At 68.4% G+C, this 21,671-nt stretch carries 19 protein-coding genes; 9 read left to right on the forward strand and 10 right to left on the reverse strand.

The window, feature by feature from the left end; genetic code table 11:
- Entirely contained in the window at positions 1–1,716 is a 1,716-nt protein-coding gene (gene ggt / locus EGK76_RS10690) for a gamma-glutamyltransferase (RefSeq protein ID WP_123832590.1), read from the reverse strand.
- A gap of 359 nt (positions 1,717–2,075) precedes the next feature.
- On the opposite strand from ggt, the gene EGK76_RS10695 reads away from it, so the two are divergent.
- The 4 genes from EGK76_RS10695 (at position 2,076) to EGK76_RS10710 (ending at position 5,633) form a co-directional block, all read left to right on the forward strand.
- Positions 2,076–2,609 (forward strand): hypothetical protein, encoded by a 534-nt coding sequence (locus tag EGK76_RS10695; protein WP_123832591.1) that lies wholly within the window; start codon positions 2,076–2,078, stop codon positions 2,607–2,609.
- A 102-nt stretch (positions 2,610–2,711) separates the two neighbouring features.
- Positions 2,712–3,806, forward strand: a complete 1,095-nt coding sequence (locus EGK76_RS15425; RefSeq protein WP_158613488.1) for a peptidoglycan-binding protein — start codon at positions 2,712–2,714, stop codon at positions 3,804–3,806.
- A gap of 108 nt (positions 3,807–3,914) precedes the next feature.
- Positions 3,915–4,859 (forward strand): DUF2974 domain-containing protein, encoded by a 945-nt coding sequence (locus EGK76_RS10705; protein ID WP_123832592.1) that lies wholly within the window; start codon positions 3,915–3,917, stop codon positions 4,857–4,859.
- A 51-nt stretch (positions 4,860–4,910) separates the two neighbouring features.
- Entirely contained in the window at positions 4,911–5,633 is a 723-nt protein-coding gene (locus EGK76_RS10710; RefSeq protein WP_123832593.1) for an ankyrin repeat domain-containing protein, read from the forward strand.
- A 404-nt stretch (positions 5,634–6,037) separates the two neighbouring features.
- Here EGK76_RS10710 and EGK76_RS10715 read toward each other — a convergent pair whose 3' ends face one another.
- The gene (locus EGK76_RS10715; protein ID WP_096296726.1) at positions 6,038–6,673 is read right to left on the reverse strand and encodes a tetratricopeptide repeat protein; all 636 of its coding nucleotides are present in this window, start codon (positions 6,671–6,673) and stop codon (positions 6,038–6,040) included.
- Between the two features lie 219 nt (positions 6,674–6,892).
- Between EGK76_RS10715 and EGK76_RS10720 the strand changes: the two genes are divergently transcribed.
- The gene (locus tag EGK76_RS10720; protein WP_123832594.1) at positions 6,893–10,600 is read left to right on the forward strand and encodes an indolepyruvate ferredoxin oxidoreductase family protein; all 3,708 of its coding nucleotides are present in this window, start codon (positions 6,893–6,895) and stop codon (positions 10,598–10,600) included.
- Positions 10,601–10,678: 78 nt separating this feature from the next.
- On the opposite strand, the gene EGK76_RS10725 is transcribed toward EGK76_RS10720, so the two are convergent.
- Genes EGK76_RS10725 through egtB form a run of 4 tightly spaced genes read right to left on the reverse strand, consistent with a single transcriptional unit; the run spans position 10,679 to position 13,909 of the window.
- A complete protein-coding gene (locus EGK76_RS10725; protein ID WP_123832595.1) occupies positions 10,679–11,317 on the reverse strand; it encodes a DUF938 domain-containing protein in 639 nt (212 codons plus the stop codon).
- Positions 11,318–11,347: 30 nt separating this feature from the next.
- Positions 11,348–11,635, reverse strand: a complete 288-nt coding sequence (locus EGK76_RS10730) for a DUF3253 domain-containing protein (protein ID WP_123832596.1) — start codon at positions 11,633–11,635, stop codon at positions 11,348–11,350.
- A gap of 1 nt (position 11,636) precedes the next feature.
- A complete protein-coding gene (egtD, locus tag EGK76_RS10735) occupies positions 11,637–12,620 on the reverse strand; it encodes an L-histidine N(alpha)-methyltransferase (protein ID WP_123832597.1) in 984 nt (327 codons plus the stop codon).
- The gene (gene egtB, locus EGK76_RS10740) at positions 12,617–13,909 is read right to left on the reverse strand and encodes an ergothioneine biosynthesis protein EgtB (RefSeq protein WP_233580276.1); all 1,293 of its coding nucleotides are present in this window, start codon (positions 13,907–13,909) and stop codon (positions 12,617–12,619) included. Before egtB ends, egtD begins: the two co-directional genes overlap by 4 nt.
- Before the next feature lie 31 nt (positions 13,910–13,940).
- On the opposite strand from egtB, the gene EGK76_RS10745 reads away from it, so the two are divergent.
- Positions 13,941–14,450, forward strand: a complete 510-nt coding sequence (locus tag EGK76_RS10745; RefSeq protein WP_123832599.1) for a hypothetical protein — start codon at positions 13,941–13,943, stop codon at positions 14,448–14,450.
- 291 nt (positions 14,451–14,741) lie between these two features.
- Here the strand turns inward: EGK76_RS10745 and EGK76_RS10750 are convergent, their stop codons facing one another.
- The 3 genes from EGK76_RS10750 to EGK76_RS10760 all read right to left on the reverse strand — a co-directional run bounded on the left by EGK76_RS10750 (position 14,742) and on the right by EGK76_RS10760 (position 17,838).
- Positions 14,742–15,368: an HAD-IB family hydrolase gene (locus EGK76_RS10750; RefSeq protein WP_233580260.1), complete on the reverse strand. Its 627-nt coding sequence runs from the start codon at positions 15,366–15,368 to the stop codon at positions 14,742–14,744.
- On the reverse strand, positions 15,365–15,760 hold the full coding sequence (locus EGK76_RS10755; protein ID WP_199730900.1) for an MAPEG family protein: 396 nt from the start codon (positions 15,758–15,760) through the stop codon (positions 15,365–15,367). Before EGK76_RS10755 ends, EGK76_RS10750 begins: the two co-directional genes overlap by 4 nt.
- Positions 15,761–16,131: 371 nt before the next feature.
- The gene (locus tag EGK76_RS10760; RefSeq protein WP_123832601.1) at positions 16,132–17,838 is read right to left on the reverse strand and encodes a M28 family metallopeptidase; all 1,707 of its coding nucleotides are present in this window, start codon (positions 17,836–17,838) and stop codon (positions 16,132–16,134) included.
- A gap of 477 nt (positions 17,839–18,315) precedes the next feature.
- Between EGK76_RS10760 and EGK76_RS10765 the strand changes: the two genes are divergently transcribed.
- Together EGK76_RS10765 and EGK76_RS10770 are read left to right on the forward strand one after the other, a co-directional pair.
- Positions 18,316–18,753 carry a hypothetical protein gene (locus EGK76_RS10765; protein WP_123832602.1) on the forward strand — a complete coding sequence of 146 codons (438 nt, stop codon included), beginning with the start codon at positions 18,316–18,318 and terminating at the stop codon, positions 18,751–18,753.
- A 161-nt stretch (positions 18,754–18,914) separates the two neighbouring features.
- Positions 18,915–19,202: a hypothetical protein gene (locus EGK76_RS10770; RefSeq protein ID WP_123832603.1), complete on the forward strand. Its 288-nt coding sequence runs from the start codon at positions 18,915–18,917 to the stop codon at positions 19,200–19,202.
- A 73-nt stretch (positions 19,203–19,275) separates the two neighbouring features.
- Here the strand turns inward: EGK76_RS10770 and EGK76_RS10775 are convergent, their stop codons facing one another.
- Complete coding sequence (locus EGK76_RS10775; protein ID WP_123832604.1) at positions 19,276–20,019, reverse strand: hypothetical protein; 744 nt, start codon at positions 20,017–20,019, stop codon at positions 19,276–19,278.
- 100 nt (positions 20,020–20,119) lie between these two features.
- On the opposite strand from EGK76_RS10775, the gene gpmI reads away from it, so the two are divergent.
- Positions 20,120–21,670 carry a 2,3-bisphosphoglycerate-independent phosphoglycerate mutase gene (gpmI, locus tag EGK76_RS10780; protein ID WP_123832605.1) on the forward strand — a complete coding sequence of 517 codons (1,551 nt, stop codon included), beginning with the start codon at positions 20,120–20,122 and terminating at the stop codon, positions 21,668–21,670.
- Position 21,671 lies beyond the last annotated feature (1 nt).

A 21,671-nucleotide genomic window follows, 5' to 3' on the forward strand; every position in this document is an offset into this window, starting at 1 on the left:
TCAGTAGCCGGCGGCCTGTCCGTCCTTGCGCGATTCGCTGGCGCCGGTCCAGCCGCCGTAGGGATTCTTCATGATCGCCTGGTAGCCGCCGTAGGGGCCGTGCGAGAAGCGCACCGAATGGCCCTTCTGCATCAGTGCGCGCACGGTCTCGTAGGGGAAGCCGGTTTCCAGGTCCACCTCGCCACCATCGGTCATCGCGGTGTTCTGTCCGGTGGGTTCGGTGGAGCCGTCGTGCTGGATCCGCGGCGCGTCACCGGCCTCCTGCAGGTTCATGCCGAAGTCGAGCATGTTGATCAGGATCTGGGCGTGGCCCTGCGGCTGCATCGCGCCGCCCATGACGCCGAAGGCCAGCCAAGGCTCGCCGTCCTTCGTCGCGAACGCGGGAATGATGGTGTGGAAGGGACGCTTGCCCGGCGCGAAGCTGTTGGGGTGGCCTGCCTGCAGCACGAACTGCTCGCCGCGATCCTGCAGGATGAAGCCCAGGCCAGGCGGCGCCATGCCGCTGCCCATGCCGCGGTAGTTGGACTGGATCAGCGACACCATCATGCCGTCGGCGTCGGCGGTGGTCAGGTAGATCGTGTCGCCCTCGTCCAGTTGCCTGGGCGTGCCCGGCTGCACTTCGCGCAACGCGGTATCCATCGAGATCAGCGCGCCGCGCTCGCGCGCGTAGTCCTTCGAAATCAGCTTCGCGACCGGAGCAGGGTGGAACTCTGGATCGGCATACCAGCGCGCGCGGTCGGCGAAGGCGAGTTTCTTGGCCTCGACGAACAGGTGCACGTGCTCGGGGCTGCCGAAGCCGTAGGACTTCAGGTCATAGGGCTCGAGCAGGTTGAGAATCTGCAGCGCCGCGATGCCCTGTCCGCTCGGCGGCAGCTCCCACAGTTCGACGCCGCGATAGCTCGTCGATACCGGCTCCACCCAGTTGCCCGTGTGCGAAGCGAGATCCTCGAAGGCGAGGAAGCCGTCGTTGGCGGCGAAGTAGTCGCCGATCACCCGCGCGATGTCGCCCTTGTAGAACGCATCGCGGCCACCGTCGGCGATCGCCTGCAGCGTGTTCGCGAGATTCGGGTTGCGCCAGGTCTCGCCGGTGCGCGGCGCGCGGCCTTGAATCGTGAACTGCTCGGTGAAACCCGGCCACTTGCCCAGCCGCGGCACGGAGCGGTCCCAGTAGTAGGCGATCACTTCGTGCACCGGATGGCCTTCGCGCGCATAGCGGATCGTCGGCGCGAGGTTGTCGGCCATCGTGCGCCTGCCGAAGCGCCCGTGCAGCGCGAACCAGCCGTCGACCGTGCCCGGCACGGTGACCGGCAGCGGACCGTGCGAGGGAATGTCGGTCAGGCCGCGGCGCTGGAACTCGGCCAGTGTCAGCGACCTGGGTGAGCGCCCCGAGCCGTCATAGCCATACAGGCGCTTCGTCTTCGGATCCCAGACGATCGCGAACAGATCGCCGCCGATGCCGTTGCCGGTCGGCTCCATCAGCCCGAGCGCGGCGTTCGCAGCGATCGCCGCATCCACAGCGCTACCGCCCGCCTTCATCGTGTCGAGCGCGATCTGCGTCGCCAGCGGATGCGAGGTGGCGGCCATCGCATGCGGCGCGTGGACTTCACTGCGGGTGGCGAAGGGGTGACCGGTGATGCGGTCGGCGGCCGAGGCAGTCGTCGACAACGACAGGGCGAGCAGCGCGGTGGCGAGCAGGGTCGGGAGCAGGCGGGGCATGGGGCGGCGCTTCCGGAGCAAAGGGCTGACACAGTAGCGCGCTGCCCGCCGCCCGGTCATGCAATCGCACACGAACGCCGCCGCGGGTGGCGCGCCAAGCATCGTCACGGCTCGCGCAGTTCGCCGATGATTCTCTTACGCCCGAATGCGGTTCAGGCCGATCCGTGGCCGGGGCGGCAGCGTGGTCGGCAGACGCGTCTTGTGGCCCAACATGATCCATGCTGATGGCGCCGATGGTGTCGCCGTCCGAAACACCGAGAAAGCCTCACGCACGTACCACACCGGAGAGCCTGCTGCGATGCGGGGTCGTCCACGCCGGTCCCTGGCACGTGAACGATGTTCCGGCAAGGAGCCGCCTGATGTACGTCCGTGATCTGCTCCTGATACCCGCCATGATGGCCTCGCTGGGGGCCTGTGCCATCCCGCCTTCCGATGGCGCGAAAACGCTCGCTGCAACCGCAACCGCAACCGCAAGCGCGCCTGCGATTCGCTCAAGGGGAACAGAGGACATGAATCTGATATGTGGCGCTGCCTCGTTCACCCTTCTTGCTAGCGACGGGAACGTCCGTGTCGAGTCGCCGCAGATGACGCCGGTGACATTGCCGGCGCCGCGCGGTATGCAGGGATACGTTCCGGTAGGTATGGGCTGCGCGAGGTCTGCAAGCGGCCAACAGTATCTGGTCGTCCAGTACGGCGAGATGCCGTCTGGATGCAAGGTGTGCGAATGGTTCTTCATTTATGACGAGCGCGGTATGCCAATGAATGAGGCCGTGCCGCCGACGCGGGGCTATGGCGAAACACTGGAAGCCAACAACGACGCGTATGAGCGGCTTCTTTCCGAACACGCGCTGCGCCACCCGTCAATCGAGTACCCCGCATTCGCTCCCCGATAAATAAAGTCCAGGCCGGGGCCGACCAGGAAGGTTGCCAATACCGGTTGTTTCGCTGCCCGAACTCCAACGAGGAATCGGCTCGCCAAGGAAGGAGTTGCCCGGATGCCCGACATGATCTACCACGGCCTGATCCAGCCGAAAGGCGCCGGATATCGGGTCTCCCAGCTCAAGGAATGGAGTCATTATCTGGAGCCGGTCAGCCAGGACCCGGCACGTTTGTCCGGTAATTCCCGGATGTGGGGCGACGCCTCGCCTGAAGTGCAATCGCGGGTGATCGATGCACTGGTCGACGCGTCTCGCGAGGCAGGGCTCGGCGTACGCGATACGGCGCACGTGCTCGCCATCGCTCGAATCGAGTCCGGCTTCAATCCAGATGCCGCTGCTGGCTCGTCGTCCGCTTCGGGGATCGGGCAGTTCATCGACAAGACCGGCCGGTCGTATGGCCTCAACGAAGCCAATCGCTTCGAGGTCGACGCGCAGGCTGCTGCGCTGGTCGCGCACTTCATCGACAACCGGACCCTGGCGCAGCGTCGTGGGCAGGACGAGGCCTATATCTACAAATACCACCACGATGGGCCGACGACGGACTACGGCGGACTCGCGTTGTCGCGCGACAAGGTGTTGCCGCTTCTCGATGATTACGCCCGGTTTGTGGAGAGACGCTTCGACATCAAGCGAGAAGACGCAGCGCGGCCACCGACGGAAAGTGCCATTTCGCGCAATAGCCAGGAAGCACCGGTGCGCGTCGATCCGCTACGTCCGGGTCAGCGCGGAAGCGGGATTGCGGACCTGCAGGCGGCCTTGGCCGAGCTCGGCTTCACGGACGCGCGCAACGCCCGGGTGCAGGCAGACGGAATGTTCGGACCGCGCACCGGTGAGGCCGTACGGGCGTTCCAACATGCGCAGGGACTGGCGGTTGACGGCATCGTGGGCCCTGACACGCGTGAAGCGCTGGCTCGGGCACAACAACGGCACGGTGCGGTGGCGCACGATGCGAGCTCTGCTACTGCCCGGCCAGTCGAGACCCTGCTGGCGGCGGCGCGAGGCGGAGATCCGGCGATCATGCAGGCAGCGCTCGACGATTTTGCGTCGACGCGTTTCGGGCAGTTGTTCCAGCAATCACAACGCGGGATCCCCAGCGAACCAGACCGCAGCGCGCTGCTCGATATGCAGGCGCAATCCGGGCCGGAGCGCTGAGATTCGCGCCGGGCTGAATGCGCCAGAGCGCGGTGCTCGGGTTCGCCCCAGCTGTCGATCCGCGCGCGCGCCGCCTACCGTCGATGTACCGGTGTGGCGGAGCGGATCATGAGCTTCAACGTGCAGTCGTCGAGTGTCTCGCATTCGAATCTCCAGGCGTTCTCGCCATCCGAGGCGTTGCGAGCGCTGCCGGCGGGCGGAGCCGCCCCCGCGCCGACCGGCAGCTACCGGCTTGAGCCGGGTTATCACCCGCAGCTCGGCGCCTTGTTTGCCGCGGGCGGAAACGCGGCGAACGCCACATCCTTCGATGCCCAGGTCCGCGGCCAGGACGCAAAATCCATCGACCTCGAGCTGATGCAGATTTCGGCGGCGGTCTACGATCCCGCCGTGCAGCAGGTGGGGAACTGGACCCGCGTCGGCGATGGCGACCTCATGGCTGCAGGTATCGATCCGGCGCTGCTGGACAACCCGGAGACGGGCTTCCGCGCCGGCATCTATACCGACGGTGACGGCAACCATGTCCTCGCGTTCGCCGGCTCGAACGAGCTCAAGGACTGGACCGGTGCCAACTTCCGCCAGGGCGTGGGTTGGGATTCCGAGCAGTATGACGAAGCCGTCCAGCTCGCGCAGCTGGCGTCGGCCGCCTACGGCGAGGATCTTGCGATCACGGGCCATTCGCTCGGCGGCGGACTCGCCGCAACTGCTGCGATGGCCGTCGATGGGGCGGCCGTGACCTTCAATGCGTCCGGTGTGCACGACCGCACGGTCGCCGCACTTGGGCTCGATCCCGAGGCCGCCAAGGCCGATGCCGCCGCAGGTCAGATCCGGCGCTACAACGTCGAGGGCGAGGCTCTGACCAAGGCCCAGCAGGACATCTGGGGGATCAACAACATTCCCGATGCGCCCGGGCACGAGATCGTGCTGGACGATCCGGCGCCGCTGACGGGGTTCGACCGCTTCAACCCGGTGTCGATCGTCTCGCACAGCATCGCCAAGCACATGCAGGACGCGGTGCTCGATGCCCTGGCGCAGCAGCAACCCTGGACGCATTGATCGGTGAGGTGCGCCGACGGAAGCCCGGCGCCGCTGTGTGAGAATGCCGGCATGCGCGCCGCGGTCCTGAGCCTGTTGCTGATGCTGTCCGGCGCCGCCTGCAGTGGAGACGCCATGGACGCTCGTGCCGCTTTTTCAGATGCCAGTGCCGCTGCATTGGCCCAGGCCGTGGGCGCCGACGATGCGGTGGCAGTGCGTGCGCAGATCCATGCCGGCGCCGATCCCAACGCGCGCGGCGACGAGGGGGTGAATCTGCTGCAGCTCGCCATGCTGGCGCAGGCCAAGGATGCGCTGCGCGCACTGCTCCAGGCAGGGGCAGATCCCAACGCGCCGGGACTGGGCGGCGCGACCGCGATGCACGGCGCGGCAATCGCCGACGATCCGGAATTCCTGGAGATCCTGCTCGCCAATCGCGGCGATCCCGACGCGCGCCACGGCATCACCGGCGCCACGCCACTGGCCGGCGCGACAGGGCCGCGCACCGATGCGCAGTTCCGCAGGTTGCTCGCTGCCGGCGCCGATCCCGGCGCTGCCGATCGAACCGGGAACACGCCCCTGCACAAGGCCGCGATGATCAACGCCGGCGATCACGTGCTGGCCCTGCTCGAAGCGGGCGCCGATCCTTTGGCGAAGAACAGCCAGGATGCGAGCTTCCAGCGCTATTTCTTCAAGACGCCGCCGAACCGCCTCAATGATGCCGCGAGAGGTCAGCGGCAAGCGGTGGTCGCCTGGCTGCGCACGCGCCAGGTCCCGCTCGAGGCCGACGCGGAGTGATATGAGGCGCGACTTGCGCCGCCGAGCCGCTCGGCGCGTAGTTGCCTCGCGTCTCGCGCCTCCCGTCTTTCGCTGACAGCAGCTCGGCCCGTCCAGGCGACGCCGGCTCGGCGGCGCAGCGACACACCTGCCCGGCGCCCTGACGACCCGGATCTCGCAGGCCACCCATGTCCGCGCGTATGCCCGGCACTCGCACGACCGGTGCCCGCGCGCTGCGACCACCGTCTTCCAGGCCCGCGGACTGTGCGCCGTTGTCATGAGCAGCCAGGCCCTCAAAGGATCGGGCGTGGCGCAGCTGGCGATGCCATCCGCCGTGGCGGTTCGTGGGATCCGCCGCGGCGCGGACATGGCGATGTGCACGGCGATGGCGGACGCTGGTTATGGAAGCGTCCGCCCGCGAAGCCTCAGGGCCAGGCCGGCGGCGCGGCCCGCCATGCGGCGAACACTTCAGCGAGCGTGCGGCGCTCGGCCTCGGTCCAGTCGGGCAACAACGCCGGATAACTTGCCGGATCGTTCCACTGGGTCGGCTCGGTCCGCACCGCGGCCGCGTACCACTGCACCGCCTCGTCGCGGCGACCGTTCGACCACAGGGCCATCGCCAGCGTCGGCGGCGCCCACGAGGGCCGCACCAGGCGCCCGTCGAGGGCCTGGCGCCACTGGTCGAGGGCCTCGGCATGATGCCCCAGGCGATACAGGTCCCACGCAAAGTGCCAGTGCAGGGCGCTGCGCAGCGGCGAGCGGTTCGAGGTCGCGTCGAAGGCCTGCGCATACATCGCGCGGCCGGTCTCTTCACGGCCGGAGCGCATGAGGGCCCGCGCCAGTTGCGCCCGCGCCTGTTCGGCGTTGCGTCCGTTGCGGTCGACGAGCTGCATCAGCTTCGCGTGGGTCTGGTCGTCGTCCCCTTCAATCGCCACGAGTGGCGTGACGGTTCGCGTGTCCGCATCAAAGTAGAACTCGGCCGGTGTCGGCAGCGTCTGAGCCCCTGCCGTGGTTGCCAGCAACAGTGCCAGCGCGCATGCGCCGTTCCGCAGATATCCCATCGCAATATTCCCCTGTACGTCTTAGAAGTGACGGCCCCGCCCGATTGTAGCCAGCGCGGCGTCGCAGGTCCCGGGACCACGTTCACGCGCGGCGCCGGGCGGCTGGGGCCCCGCTGGTACAATTCCGCGGTTTCCCCGGGGCCTCCCCATTCCCGCATGCCGCCCGGCACCGTCCGCCGCGGCCCGCCAGCGCCGTGCGCGCAAGCCAGAGTTTCCGTCATGACCAGCACCGCCGAACTGTCCTCGCCCGCCTCGGCCCATACGGGTCTGACCAACGGTGTGCTCGACACCGACTACAGCCTCGAGCACAAGTACACCCGCACGGAAGGGCGCATCTACCTGTCGGGCGTGCAGGCGCTGGTGCGGCTGCCGTTGATGCAGAGGCTGCGCGATGCGGCCGCGGGCCTCAACACCGGCGGCTTCATCTCGGGCTACCGGGGCTCGCCGCTGGGCGGCTTCGATCTCGAACTCTGGCGCGCGAAGAAGTATCTGGCCGAGGCCAACGTCAAGTTCCAGCCGGGCCTCAACGAGGACCTCGGCGCGACGATGGTCTGGGGCACGCAGCAGACCAACCTGTTTCCCGGCGCCAACGTCGATGGCGTCTATGCGATGTGGTACGGCAAGGGTCCGGGCGTGGACCGCTGCGGCGATGTGTTCAAGCACGGCAATGCGGCCGGCACCGGCCGGCACGGCGGCGTGCTGGCGCTGGCGGCCGACGACCACGCCTGTCGCAGCTCGACCCTACCGCATGGCAGCGAGGGCGAGTTCACCAGCGCGATGATGCCGATCCTCAATCCGGCCGGCGTCCAGGACATCCTCGACATGGGTCTGGTCGGCTGGGCGATGTCGCGCTACACCGGCCGCTGGGTCGGCTTCAAGACGATTGCCGAGACAGTCGAATCCTCGATGTCGGTCGACGTGAATCCGTTCGCGCTCGAGATCGTCACCCCGGACGATTTCGAAATGCCGTCGGGCGGCCTCAACATCCGCTGGCCGGATCCGCCGATGGACCAGGAGATGCGCCTGCACCGCTATGCGGTCAAGGCCGCGCAGGCCTTCGCGCGCGCGAACCGGATCGACCGCATCGTGCTCGACACGCCGGACGCACGTTTCGGCATCGTCACCACCGGCAAGAGCTATCTCGACGTGCTCACCGCGCTGGAATACCTCGGCCTGGACGAGGCGGCGTGCCGCGCGCTCGGCATCCGCGTCTACAAGGTCGGCATGACCTGGCCGCTCGAGCCGGTCGGCATCCGCAGCTTCGCGCGTGGCCTGCAGGACATCCTGGTCGTCGAGGAGAAGCACGGCTTCATCGAAGGCCAGATGAAGGAGCTGTTCTACAACTTCGAGGGCGAGCGTCCCAGCATCGTCGGCAAGTACGACGAGAGCGGCGCCTGGATCCTGCCGAGCACCGGTGAGCTCACGCCGGCGACGATCGCCGGCGTCATCGCGCGGCGCATCCTGCGCTATCTGCCCAGCGAGGGCAGCGAGCGGCAGAAGATGCACGACGTGCTGCAGTGGATGGAGGCCAAGGAGGGCGAGCTGGCGCTGCCGCGGGCGCAGTTCCCGCGCGTGCCGCACTACTGCTCCGGCTGCCCGCACAACACCTCGACCAAGGTGCCCGAAGGCTCGCGCGCGCTGGCCGGCATCGGCTGCCACTACATGGTCACGTGGATGGACCGCGACACCGACACCTTCACCCAGATGGGCGGTGAAGGCGTCACCTGGTGCGGGCAGGCGGGATTCACCGATACGCCGCACGTGTTCCAGAACCTCGGCGACGGCACCTACTTCCACAGCGGCTCGCTGGCGATCCGCCAGTCGGTCGCCGCCGGCGTCAACATCACCTACAAGATCCTCTACAACGACGCGGTCGCGATGACCGGTGGCCAGCCGGTGGACGGCACGCTGACCGTGCCGCAGATCGCCCACCAGGTGCGCAGCGAGGGCGTCGAGGTCATCGCGCTCGTCAGCGACGACATCGGCAAGTGGTCCAAGCCCGAGATCTTTCCGTCCGGCGTCGAGTTCCATGACCGCCGCGATCTCGACGCGGTGCAGAAGCGCCTGCGCGAGGTGAAGGGCACCAGCGTGCTGATCTTCGACCAGACCTGCGCCACCGAAAAGCGCCGCCGCCGGAAGCGCGGCAAGATCGCCGATCCGCAGAAACGCGTCGTGGTCAATTCGCTGGTCTGCGAAGGCTGCGGCGATTGCGGCAAGAAGTCGTTCTGCGTCTCGGTGCTGCCCAAGGAAACCGAATTCGGTCGCAAGCGCCAGATCGACCAGAGCAACTGCAACAAGGACTACTCCTGCGTCGAGGGCTTCTGTCCGAGTTTCGTGACCGTGCATGGCGGCAGCCCGCGCAAGGGCAAGAAGGTCTCGGCGGCCGAGAAGCTGGCCAACCTGCCGATGCCTACGTTTGCATCCGACCTGTCCACGCCCTGGAACATCCTGATCACCGGCGTCGGCGGCACCGGCGTCGTGACCATCGGCGCGCTGCTCGGCATGGCCGGGCACCTCGAAGGGCGCGGCTCCAGCGTGCTCGACCAGACCGGCCTGGCGCAGAAGGGCGGCGCAGTCACCACCCACATCCGCTTCGCGAAAACACCTGCCGACATCCACGCAGTGCGCATCGCCGCCGGTGAGGCGGATCTCGTGCTCGGCTGCGACATGGTCGTCGTCAACGACTACTGGACGCTGTCGAAGATCCGCGGCGACCGTACCCAGGTCGTGCTCAACACCTACGAGGCGATGCCCGGCACGTTCACCACGCGCCCGGACATGCAGTTCCCGGCCGCCGACATCGTCGCTGCGATCGGGCATGCCCTCGGCGGCAGGGCGCCGCTGCAGATCGACGCCACCCAGATCGCGACCGCACTGATGGGCGATGCGATCGCGGCCAACCTCTTCATCCTCGGCTTCGCCTGGCAGCGCGGCCTGGTGCCGATCTCGCTGGACGCGATCATGCGCGCGGTCGAACTCAACGGCGCCGCGGTCGAGATGAACAAGACCGCGTTCGCCTGGGGCCGCCTGGCCGTGGTCGACATCGACGCGGTTAACGCCGCCGCAGGTCTGGTGCGCAATGCCCCGACCGCGGCCGAACGCACCGTCCACGAGCTGCCGGTGCTGCCGCCTGGCGAATGGGAAACCAGCGAATGGGGCGCGACCTCCGCGCCGCGCGTGACCCGCAACGAGTCCGACCTGCGCCATGTGCCCGAGCACGGCGGCAACGACAACGTCGCCTTCCTGCCGCTCGACGATGCGCGCCTGTCGCGTTCGCTCGACGAACTGGTTGCGCGCCGCAGCGCGTTCCTCACCGATTACCAGGACGCCGCCTACGCGAAGCGCTACACCGATTTCGTGCAGCGCGTGCGTGATGCCGAGCATGCCCGCGCGCCCGGCTCGAGCGCACTGTCGGAAGCCGCCGCGCGTTACCTGTTCAAACTGATGGCCTACAAGGACGAGTACGAGGTCGCGCGGCTCTATACCAGCGGTGATTTCAAGCGAAAGCTCGAGCAGCAGTTCGAGGGCGACTACACCGTGCGCTTCCATCTCGCGCCGCCGCTGCTGGCGAAGAAGAACGACAAGGGCGAGCTGGTCAAGCGCGAATACGGCCCGTGGATGTTCAAGGCCTTCGGCGTGCTGGCGAAGCTGCGCTTCCTGCGTGGCGGCGCGTTCGACATCTTCGGCTATACGCAGGAGCGGAAGATGGAGCGGCGGCTGATCAGCGAGTACGAAGCGACCGTCGGCGGTCTGCTCGACGCACTCGACGGCGGCAACGTCGATCTGGCTGCGGAGATCGCCAGTGTGCCGGAACACATCCGCGGCTACGGACACGTCAAGGAGGCGCACCTGGCGTCTGCCAAGGCGCGCGAGGCCGAACTGCTGGCCGAGTGGAAGAATCCGCTGCGGATCGTGCAGGCCGCCTGAGGCACGCGCCTTACTAACCGTGCGACGCCCGCTGGTCGGGCGTCGTCACCCGCGACGACGCGGGAACTCGTCGCAGCTTCAGCGCATCGGTTGCCGCCGCCACACCAGGCAGCGGTTGTGCGACGGCATCGCGATGTCGTCGCGCAGGTGCAGGCCGATCTTCGCGGCGAGGGCGTCGACCGCTTCGAGGTCGCGGATCCCCGAGTCGGGGTCGCGGGCCTTGAGCCAGCCGTCGAAGTCGCGGTTGCTGTCGCTGGTGTAGGTACCGCCGACGTTGAACGGCCCGTAGACCACCAGCGTCGCATCGTCCGCGAGCGCGGCATCGAGACCGGCAAAACAGGCTTCGACCGCGGGCCAGGACATGATGTGCAGGGTGTTGGCGGTGAACGCTGCGTCGAATGCGGCGAGCCCGGCCGGCGGGCGCGGCCAGGGCCCGGTGGCGACGTCGAGCACAACGGGCGCGGGCGTGTTCGCAAGCCCCGCCGCGTCCAGCCATCGGGTGATGCCCGCCAGCTGCTCTGCGCGATCGCTGCACTGCCACTGCAGCCAGGGCATCGCTTCGGCGAAATACACGGCGTGCTGGCCGGTGCCGCTGCCGATCTCCAGCACCGCGTGCCGGTCGCGGAAGTACGTCTGCAAGACCTCGAGGATCGGTGCCCGGTTGCGTTCGCACGAAGGGGCGAACGGGCGGTCGTGCGGGGCGTCTGAAGGCGGCATGTGCGACACGATACGCCACGCCTGCCGGGGTCATCGCCCCGCGCCGCCCGTGTCTGCCCGCGGCCCGCGCCGCAGCCGGATCGGGCCGCTCAATGGCGCCGCAGGATCGAGGGCGGCCTCACCCCGGGTGATCACGATTTCTCCTGCCTGCGCGAGCGCGCGCGCGACCCGGCGCACCTCGGGCATCGCATCGCGCCAATTGGCGTCGGCAGGCAGGCGGCGGGCGACCTCCGACGGGCAGATCGATGCGGCGGGTCCGCGAGCGGCCAGCAGGGCGCGGATCGCCGCGGCGATGGTCGCATCGCCGACGGCCGGCATCTCAGCGCGGTCGCAGCAGACGCAGGCCGAAGCGGTCTTCCGCATCGTTCCAGCCGTCGATGACCTCCAGCCCCGCCTGCACGGTCAACGCCGCGAACGAGGCATCGGTGTACTTCTGGCTGATCTCGACCTCGATCGCCTCGCCTTGCGCGAAGTCGAAGCGCCGCTCGCCGATCCGCACCGACTGCGCGCGTGTGCTGACCAGCGCGGTCTCGATGCGCATGCGTTCGCGCGAATAGGCCGCGCGATGACCGAAGCCGTCGAGGTCGAAGTCGCTGCCGATCTCCCGGTTGAGCCGCGCCAGCAGGTTCAGGGTAAAGGCGGCGGTGACCCCGGCGCGGTCGTTGTAGGCCGCGTCCAGCACCGCGGCATCCTTGTCCAGATCGATACCGATCAGGGCGCGGCCGTTCTCGCCCATGGTCCCGCGCATCGAAGCCAGCAGGCGCACGGCATCGCCTTCAAAGAAGTTTCCCAGTGTCGAGCCCGGGAAGAACACCAGGGTGCGCTGCACGTGCCGCGAGGCGGGGGGCAGCGGGACGGGCCCGGTGAAGTCGGCGCAGACGGGCAGCATTTCGACCTCCGGGAACTGCTGGCCCAGTCGGGTCACGCTGTCCATCAGCGCGGTGCGCGAGATCTCGATCGGCGTGTAGGCGACCGGCGCCTCCAGGCCTTCGAGCAACAGTTCGGTCTTGCGCCCACTGCCACTGCCGAACTCCACCACATGCGCGCCGCTGCCGACGGCCGCGGCGACCGACGGCATGCGCGATTCCATCAGCGCCAGCTCCACCTGGGTGAGGTAGTACTCCGGCTGCCGCGTGATCGCCTCGAACAGGCGCGAGCCTTCAGCATCGTAGAAATACTTCGACGGCAACGACTTGGGCGTGCGTGACAGCCCGTTGATGGCATCGGCGGCGATGTCGTCGGGTTTCGGACGCAGATCGGTCAGGGCGGCCTGCGCGCGCGCGCGCGCGATGGCGGCATTCATGCGGAATCCTTGGCCAGGCGCAGGCCGGCGAACTGCCAGCGCGCGTCGGACGGGAAAAAGTTGCGGTAGCTGGCGCGCATGTGGTCGGCGGACGTCGCGCAGCTGCCGCCGCGCAGCACCCACTGGGCATCCATGAACTTGCCGTTGTATTCGCCGAGCGTGCCGGGCCATGGGCGATAGCCGGGGTAGGCGGTGTACGCACTCGATGTCCATTCCCACACGTCGCCGAACATCTGCTGCAGGCCGGTCGATGCGCATGGTGCAGCGTGGGGATGCAGATGATCGCTGTCGACGAAGTTGCCGGCGACCGGAAGCGCCTGCGCCGCCTGTTCCCACTCGAACTCGGTGGGCAGGCGCGCGCCGGCCCAGCGGGCGAACGCCTCGGCTTCGTAGTAGCTCAGGTGGCAGGCCGGCGCCTCCGGATCGAGCTCGCGCCAGCCGGCGAGCGTGAACTCCGCATCCAGCCCGGCGCTCCAGTACAGCGGCCGCGACCAGCCGCGAGCCCGTACCGTGTCCCAGCCCGCACTGAGCCAGACGGCGGCCGTGCGGTAACCCCCGTCGGCGATGAAGGCGCGGAAGTCCGCGTTGCTCACCGGGCGGCTGGCCAGCGCATGCGCCGGCACCAGCGCGCGATGACGGGGCGACTCGTTGTCGCTGGCGAATCCGCAAGCACCGGGCCACGGGGCGTGTCCGATCTGCGCGATGGACTCCGCCCGCGCGATCCAGCGCAGGCCGGCGGCCTCGCCGCGCGTCACCGGCAGATCGTCGCGATAGGCAGGATGCAGCGGATTGCTGAAGAACGCGTGCTTGATGTCGGTCAGCAGCAGCTCCTGGTGCTGCTGTTCGTGCTGCAGGCCGAGTTCGACGATATCGAGCAGGTGCGCATCCATCGTCCCCCGCCGGAGTTGCTCGCGCATCCGCGCTTCGACCGCATCGCGATATGCGGCGACCTGCGCCAGCGTAGGCCGTGACAGCAGCCCGCGCTTGGGACGTGCATGCATCGGCCCGACGCCCTGGTAGTAGCTGTTGAACAGGTAGTCCCAGGCTGGATCGAAGGCGTGATGTTCCGGCATTTCGGCCAGCACGAAGCGCTCGAAGAACCATGTGGTGTGCGCGAGGTGCCATTTGGTCGGACTGGCGTCCTCCATGCTCTGGACCATCGCGTCTTCGGCACTGATCGGCGCGGCGAGCGTGGCGGTACGGGCACGCACCGCTTCGAAGCGCCGCGCAAGATCGTGTTGCCGTGCATCGAGTGCCACACGTGCGTCGGCGGGAGCAGGTTCGCGCATGGCCATCGCACAAGCTTAAAAGCCTGGTGTGATGGCATTGTCGAGTGCAGCGGCAGGCTCCGCCGCGACAGGCAATGTCCAGATTTGCGATCGGATCGGCGTTCCTGAGCACCGGATAACGAAAAATGCACGTATCTCACGACACAGGGGCTACATGTCCACCGCCATGCTGGGGCCGAGATCAGACGAGGAGATTCCGATGCGGCATATTCTTTTTCCGATGGCAGCCGCGATCAGCCTCGCGCTTGCCGCCTGCAACGACAACCGGCCTGCCGACACACCGGCAACCACCCCGGCGGCGCCCACAACCGATTCCGCGCCCGCTCCGGCCCACCCCGCGAACGAGCCGGTGACGCCGCCTCCGACCACCGATCCGACAAGCCCGACGCCGGTCGATCCGAGCATGCCGCCGCCCACCAACCCGAGCATGCCGCCGCCGACCGATCCGACGATGGATCCGATGCCGCAGCCGCCGACCGATCCGACCACCGACCCAGCGGCAACGCCGACCACCGCCGGCAGTGCCGCAAGCGATACCTGAATCCACTGATCCGCAGAAAGACACGCGTGCCCATGTGACCGGTGACGTCCCGAACGCCAGCCCCTTGAGGGCGTTCGGTCGCTCTCTCTCTCTCTCTCTCCAGAGCCGGTCCATTTGCCGCCCGCCCCTCCCCCGGGGGGCGGGCGGCTTTTTGTGGGCCCTCCATTGCCGTTGGTCTTGGGCAGCTGGCGATCATGTTTGTGCTGTTCGTCTACAACCGGCGGCATCTGGTGCCGCGCAGGAATCAGCAGCCGGGCTGCCTGCGGGCGCTGCATCGCACCCGGCGGGCCCTCATCCGCGCCCGATCCATGGCGCCCCGCGATAGGTCGCGTACCGGGCCAGTGCTAGCAGCGCCAGATCCTCGTGCGTGTCGCCATGGGCGTGGATTTCGCAATACCTGCGGGCGTCGTAGCGCGCGCGGACGCGTCGGGCCTTCTCCGCGGCCACGCACTGCGCGCCTGCGTAGCGGCCGGTGAGCACGCCGCCGCGCGACTCCAGCGACGAGCACATCAGTTCGATCCCCTGGGCCGCGCACCACGGCCCGAGATAGACATCGAACCCGCCCGACACCACGACCACGGTATCGCCGGCCGCGCGATGCGCATCGATGGCGGCCTGCATGTCCGGCCGCACCAGCCCTGGCAGGACCTCATGCGCGAACCGGCATCCGGCCAGCTCGATGTCCGCGCGCGGCAGGCCACGGAATGCGTAGCGGATCAGCCAGGCGCGAAACAGGTGCACCGGCAGCAGCTTCAGCCGGTACGCCAGCAGCGGCACCGCGAACAGGAGCGCGCCCCAGGCGCGACGCCGGGCAGGCGTGGCGAGGCGCAGGAAGTCGGGCAGGGTCTCGCGTGTCGTAATGGTGCCGTCGAAATCGAACAGCGCCAGCACCGGGCGCGGGTCGGTAGCGCCGCTCAAGCGATCGACCGCGCCGCCTGGGCCAGCAGCGCGATGACGCAGGCCAGTGCGCCAAACCATGCCAGGCTGCGCAGCGGCGCGAGATCGGCCACATAGGCCACGCCGTGCACCACGCGCAGCGCCACGAACACCAGCGCCAGCGCCGCGATATGCGCGTGCGCCACGCCCGCCAGTTGCGCCAGCACCACGCCGGCCGCGAACGGCGCGAAGGCCTCGAGGGCGTTGGAGTGGGCGTTGTAGGCGCGTTTCACCCGGGGGGCCTGCTGCTGGGCGATCCAGCCACGGGGATCGCGGTTGTCGTAGCGCGGCGCCGATGCCTTGGCGAGCGCGACCCACAGGTAAGGCAGCAGTGCGGCAGTCAGCACGCACCAGTAGGCGGTGGACAGGGTCATCGGGTGGTCTCGTGTCGGATGGAGGCTGGTGCCTTATCGCACGAAGATGCGAGCGGCGTCCCCGGGGCAGGCGCGCCCGGCGCGCTGCCGATCCGCGCGCCGCTCCGGCCGGAGCGGGCCAATGCGCGGGACACGGCATCCGCGTTCTCCGGAGCGCAGTGGCGACAACGGGAACCCCCGGCAGCGGCGCGCCCACAGTCCGCTCGAACTCGCCACGCGGAAGAAGCGCGGGTCGGGCGGATGCTGGCGACGCGGCGGAACCGACGGCGCTTCGGCGAGGCCCGCATACGGAGAGCGCGTCGCTGACCCAAGAAAAAAGGCGGCGACATTGCTGTCGCCGCCTTCTTCGATGAGCGAATCCTACGGGCCGGTCAGGGAGCGCCCGCTTCGCTGCGCATCTGGTCGCGCGCGGCCTTGAACGGATTGCCCTCGTACCAGGTCGGCCACTGGTCACCATCGGCCAGGGTGCGGCCTACGCCGTAGAGCGCCTCGAGATCCTGCACCACGCCGTCGAGGTTCCACTCCGGGTTGTACTCGTCGCCGGGCTGGTGATAGCGCTTGGCGTAATCGTCGGTCGCGGCCTTGCCACCGGCGGTGCCGCCGTCGACGAGGTCGTTGCCGCCCTTGGCATACAGCGCCGGCACGCCGGCCTTGGCGAAGTTGAAGTGGTCGGAGCGGAAGTAGAAGCCACCGGCCGTGTTGCCTTCCGGCACCAGGGTGCGGTTCTGCTGGTCGGCAAAGGTCTTGAGGATGTCCTCGAGTTCCGAGTTGCCCTGGCCGGTCACGACGAAGTCCCGCGACGGCCCGGCAACGCTCATGGCGTCGAGGTTGATCACGGCCACGGTCTGGGCGAGATCGATCGTCGGCTGCGCCACGTAGTACTTGCTGCCGAGCAGGCCCGATTCCTCGAGCGTGACCGCAACGAACACCACCGAGCGCTTGGGCTTGGGATCGGTGGTCGCGAACTGCTCGGCGATCTCGATGATGCCGGCCACGCCGGTGGCGTTGTCGATCGCGCCGTTGTAGATCGTGTCGCCGTCCGCGCCTTCGCCCTCGTGCTTGCCCAGGTGGTCCCAGTGCGCCAGGTACAGGACCGCCTGCTCCGGCGCCTCGGTGCCCGGCAGGATGCCGATCACGTTGCGCGAGCTCTTCTCGGCGATCGTGCTCTTGAGGTCGAAACCGACCGTCGCCTTGAGCGGCACTGGCTTGAAGCCGCGGGTGTTGGCGGCCTTGATCTGCGCGTTGAGATCCAGCCCGGCATCGGCGAACAGCTGCTTCGCCACATCGCCGGTGATCCAGCCCTGCGCCGGCAGGCGCGGTTCGGGATCGTCCTCGGTGCGCAGGTCGAACTGCGGGCCCGACCAGGAGTTCTTCACCACATCCCACCCGTAGGAGGCGCCCGGGGTGTCGTGGATGATCAGTGCGGCCACCGCGCCCTTGCGCGCGGCTTCCTCGAACTTGTACGTCCAGCGACCGTAGTAGGTCATCTTCTCGCCGTCGAACAGCGTCGCGTCGTTGGCGTGGAAGCCCGGATCATTGACCAGCATGACGACCGTCTTGCCCTTGACGTCGAGGCCGTCGTAGTCGTTCCAGTTCTGCTCCGGCGCATCGACGCCGTAGCCCACGAACACCAGTTCGCTGTCGGCGACGTTGACGTCGGTGCGGCCGCTGCGCGTGGCGATCACCATGTCCTCGCCGAACTTCAGCTCCCGGGCGCCGGCGCTGGTGTTCAGGCGCAGCACGGTCGAGGGATCGGCGGAGGTCTCGACCATCGGCACCGTCTGGTACCAGCTGTTGTTGTCGCCGCCCGGCTGCAGGCCGATGCGCTCGAACTGGGCCTTGATGTACTCGACCGTCTTGTCTTCGCCGGCGGTACCGGGCGCGCGACCTTCGAACTCGTCGGAGGCGAGCATGCGCACCATCTCGCCGAAGTCCTCGCCGTTGATCGCGGGGGAGAACGTGTGTTCGGCCGGGGCGTCGGCAGCGGGCGTAGCTGCCGTCTGCGCGGCATCCCGGTCACCGCAACCGGCCAAGGCCAGCGCGGCCGGCAATGCCAGCAGAAGAAGGGGTCTGCGCATCCTGGAACCTCCGAAAATCATGGAGGCCGCACTATACGTGCGTTCAGCCAGAGGCGCCCCGCACTCTCGGGTGCGCCCCAGCTTGGCCGCAGTGCGGGTCGGGCGCAGCGTCCCGGTAGACACGCGCATCCGCGATCGAGGCTCCGCCATGCTGGACGCCATCGCATCCCGCAACCCCGAACTGCGCGCCTGGTCGGCAGCTTCGCTGTTGGGGGCCGGAGCGTTCCAGGCGCTGCCCTGCGCCAGTGACCGGACATCGGTGTCGGAAGGCGTCCGCCGCATGCTGGGGGCAATCGCGGGCGCGGCAGCAACAGGCTCCGCCGAACGCGAACTGGTGGCCTCGGAGGACAGCGTCACCGCCGGCGGCGTGCGCGACGCGTACGACCTGCAGCTGTACCGGGAGCCCGACGGCAGCTTCGCGCTCGAACTCGACATGAGGATCGAGTTCGACTTCACCGAAGGCCCGGATGGGCAACGATGGACCGCCGCGGAAAGGCAGCAGTTCATCGACGACTACACGGCGGCGGTCGAGGCCGCCTGGCACGGCCATACGTTCCCGACGACAACGGCGAGCAGATCACGCTGGACATCAACCTCGATGTGGGCGAGCGCCCAGGGGACTTCGTCGGCGGCGTACGCGACGTGCTCGACACCAGCGAGAACTGGAGCATCGAGGTCGTCAAGATCGACGCCGGCGGCTTCAGCCAGAGTTACGTCGTTCCCGGCCAGAACACCGGTCGCTTCGACAGCGAGGACGTCAATCCGGTGAGCAAGGGCGCCAGCGATCCGCAGGTCGGTGCAGCCCACGAGTTCGGGCACATGATCGGCCTGCCCGACGAATACAATGGCAAGGGTGGTCCCGAGGGGGCAGAACGACACCGACAGCATCATGCACACCGGCATGGACGTGCGTGACCGGCACATGGATCTCGTGGAAGCGTGGGTCAACCGGAACAACTGACGCGATCATGCCGGCCGATCTCCAGCTCAGCATCTTCCGAAGGGCACTCGCGGGCTGCCTGCTGACGGCAGGTCTGCTGTCGAGCGCATGTGGCAGCGGACGTAGCGGAGACGAGATGAAGCACGATGCAGCAGCCGACACCGCGTGGGCCCGGGTCACCACGGCGACGACGGCTGCGCAGCAGCGGCAGGAAATCGACGCGTTCCTCGCCATCCAGCAGCAGGGCGGAGCGCCGCCGGTGATGGTCGATGTGACGAAACGCGACGGGGGTGCACCCGCCCCGATCGACGATGCCCTGTGGCAGAACCCGCAGGACTACGAGGTCAGCCTGCGGTACGGCGATCGGCGCTACCGCTTCGTGCCGCTGTCGCGTTCCAGTCTGGAGCCGCTGTTCCGCGAGTAGCGGTCCGCATGCGGCGACCGCTATCGGGTGCGGCGAAGACTTCTGTCCTTCCGGTCACCCGCCGAGATGCGTCCTACTCCTGCGGCGCGCGCGCGCTGTCGTAAGGCACCGCGGTGGCGCCACTGATCGCGCCGGTCCTGGCGCTGGTGTGCACGTACAGCGTGACTTCGCGCTTGAACTCCAGCGGCCCGTCGACGATCGCGTCGGGCCCGATGATCACGCGCGGGCTGCGGCGGCTGATCGTCACCGGGAACCAGTTCGAGGAGGGCTTGTCCACCACGACCCGGCCACGCACGTGCGAGCCGGCGCCCACGGTGATGTCGCCGTTGACCGTTTTGATGTCGCCGGTGATCTCGGTGCCGACCACGCCGATGGCACCGTTGACCGTCGAGACGTTGCCGTCCACGCGGCCGCCGCGGTCGACGAATACGCCGCCGCTGACGCTCTCGATATTGCCGCCGATCTTCGCATCGGTGCCGACACGGACGCCGCCGTTGACGCTCTCCAGCGAGCGGGCCCGGGCGCGGGCGCCCAGCTCGATCGCACCGTTGACGGTCTCGACCTGGCCGAGCGTGACGTCGTCGCCGGCGCGGACTCCTCCATTGACCGTGTCCACGTCACGCGCCGTGGCGCCGTCGCCGATCCGGATGCCGCCGTTGACCGTACTGAGGTCGCGATAGGTCTGTCCCGCCTCGGCTTCCACCCCGCCGTTGACCTTGGAGATGTCCGACTGCGCGAACGCGGCACCGGTCGCCAGCGCGAGTGCGGCCGCGAGCAGCAGGGGGGCGCAGCGACCGCGGACTTGGAAACGGGACATGTGGATCTCCTGGGTGAAAGGGCAGGCGGTGGCCTGTCGACGGTAGCTTGCCCCTGCTTCGCTACAATCGCATCTGTCTTTGGTCACTGGGTCGAATGTCGTGCCTCATGCCGCTAGCGCTTCCCGTCCCCGCCCGGTCGTCCTGCTGATCCTCGATGGCTGGGGGCACCGCGACGATCCGCGCGACAACGCGCTGGCCCTCGCCGACATTCCCAACTGGCGGCGTCTGCTGGCCCAGCACCCGAGCACCCTGGTCCATACCGAAGGCCGTCATGTCGGCCTGCCCGATGGGCAGATGGGCAACTCCGAAGTCGGCCACATGAACATCGGCGCTGGCCGCATCGTCTACCAGGACCTGACCCGCATCGATGCGGCCATCGAGGACGGCAGCTTCTTCGACAACGCCGAGCTGCTGGCCGCCTGCGATGCGGTGCGCGCCAATGGCGGCACCCTGCATGTGATGGGCCTGCTGTCGCCCGGCGGCGTGCACAGCCACGAGGCGCACCTGCTGGCGATGCTCGATCTGGCCGCGCGGCGTGGCGTTGCGCGCGTTGCCGTCCACGCCTTCACCGACGGGCGCGACATGCCGCCGCGGTCGGCCGAACCGAGCCTGCGCGCGCTGCAGGCGCGCTGCGCCACGCTCGGCAACGCCCACGTCGCCAGCGTGTCCGGGCGCTACTACGCCATGGACCGCGACCAGCGCTGGGAGCGCGTGCGCAAGGCCTGGGATGCGATCGTCGAGGCCGAGTCCCCGTATCACGCGCCCGATGCGGTTGCCGCGCTGCAGGCCGCGTATGCGCGTGACGAGAACGACGAATTCGTGATGCCCACCGTCATCGATGGTGCAACGCCGATGGCTGACGGTGACGCCGTGGTCTTCATGAACTTCCGCGCCGACCGCGCGCGGCAGCTCACCGCGGCATTCGTCGATCCCGCGTTCACCGGCTTCCAGGCCCGTCGCCCGCAGCTCGCGCGGTTCGTCTGCCTGACCGAATACGACGCGCGCCTGCCGGCGCCGCTCGCATTCCAGCCCGACAACCTGACCAACACGCTCGGCGAAGTGCTCGGCGCGAACGGGCTGACCCAGCTGCGCATCGCCGAGACCGAGAAGTACGCGCACGTGACGTTCTTCTTCAGCGGCGGCCGCGAGACTCCGTATCCGGGCGAGGAGCGCATCCTGGTGCCGAGTCCGAAGGTCGCCACCTACGACCTGCAGCCGGAAATGAGCGCGCCGGAAGTCTGCGAGCGGCTCGTGCAGGCGGTGCGCGACGAACGCTTCGACGTGGTGATCTGCAACTTCGCCAATCCGGACATGGTCGGCCACAGCGGGATACTGGAAGCGGCGATCAAGGCCGTCGAGACCGTCGACCGCGCGGTGGGCGAGATCGTCGAGGTCGTGCGCGAGCGCGGCGGCGAGCTGCTGATCACCGCCGACCACGGCAATGTCGAGATGATGCGCGACCCGGAAACCGGCGAGCCGCATACCTCGCATACGGTGGGTCCGGTGGATCTGATCTATGTGGGCAGCCGCGACGTGCCGTTGCGCCGCGGTGGCGCCCTGCGCGATCTCGCGCCGACGATCCTCGATCTGCTGGGCGTCGCACCGCCGGCCGAGATGACCGGCCGCAGCCTGCTGCAGGCCGCTGGCTGAC

Origin of the sequence: Luteimonas sp. 100069, from assembly GCF_003813845.1 — a bacterium.
Lineage (GTDB): Bacteria > Pseudomonadota > Gammaproteobacteria > Xanthomonadales > Xanthomonadaceae > Luteimonas > Luteimonas chenhongjianii.

Bases quoted from the DNA above. Each gene is read 5' to 3' on its own strand.
- EGK76_RS10755 (WP_199730900.1), bottom strand. From the start codon at position 15,760: ATGACCCTGTCCACCGCCTACTGGTGCGTGCTGACTGCCGCACTGCTG.
- EGK76_RS10715 (WP_096296726.1), bottom strand. From the start codon at position 6,673: ATGGGATATCTGCGGAACGGCGCATGCGCGCTGGCACTGTTGCTGGCA.
- EGK76_RS10720 (WP_123832594.1), top strand. From the start codon at position 6,893: ATGACCAGCACCGCCGAACTGTCCTCGCCCGCCTCGGCCCATACGGGT.
- EGK76_RS10710 (WP_123832593.1), top strand. From the start codon at position 4,911: ATGCGCGCCGCGGTCCTGAGCCTGTTGCTGATGCTGTCCGGCGCCGCC.
- EGK76_RS10745 (WP_123832599.1), top strand. From the start codon at position 13,941: ATGGCATTGTCGAGTGCAGCGGCAGGCTCCGCCGCGACAGGCAATGTC.
- EGK76_RS10695 (WP_123832591.1), top strand. From the start codon at position 2,076: ATGTACGTCCGTGATCTGCTCCTGATACCCGCCATGATGGCCTCGCTG.
- egtB (WP_233580276.1), bottom strand. From the start codon at position 13,909: ATGCGCGAACCTGCTCCCGCCGACGCACGTGTGGCACTCGATGCACGG.
- EGK76_RS10775 (WP_123832604.1), bottom strand. From the start codon at position 20,019: ATGTCCCGTTTCCAAGTCCGCGGTCGCTGCGCCCCCCTGCTGCTCGCG.
- ggt (WP_123832590.1), bottom strand. From the start codon at position 1,716: ATGCCCCGCCTGCTCCCGACCCTGCTCGCCACCGCGCTGCTCGCCCTG.
- EGK76_RS10770 (WP_123832603.1), top strand. From the start codon at position 18,915: ATGAAGCACGATGCAGCAGCCGACACCGCGTGGGCCCGGGTCACCACG.
- EGK76_RS10705 (WP_123832592.1), top strand. From the start codon at position 3,915: ATGAGCTTCAACGTGCAGTCGTCGAGTGTCTCGCATTCGAATCTCCAG.
- EGK76_RS10725 (WP_123832595.1), bottom strand. From the start codon at position 11,317: ATGCCGCCTTCAGACGCCCCGCACGACCGCCCGTTCGCCCCTTCGTGC.
- EGK76_RS10760 (WP_123832601.1), bottom strand. From the start codon at position 17,838: ATGCGCAGACCCCTTCTTCTGCTGGCATTGCCGGCCGCGCTGGCCTTG.
- EGK76_RS10765 (WP_123832602.1), top strand. From the start codon at position 18,316: ATGGACCGCCGCGGAAAGGCAGCAGTTCATCGACGACTACACGGCGGC.
- egtD (WP_123832597.1), bottom strand. From the start codon at position 12,620: ATGAATGCCGCCATCGCGCGCGCGCGCGCGCAGGCCGCCCTGACCGAT.
- EGK76_RS15425 (WP_158613488.1), top strand. From the start codon at position 2,712: ATGCCCGACATGATCTACCACGGCCTGATCCAGCCGAAAGGCGCCGGA.
- EGK76_RS10730 (WP_123832596.1), bottom strand. From the start codon at position 11,635: ATGCCGGCCGTCGGCGATGCGACCATCGCCGCGGCGATCCGCGCCCTG.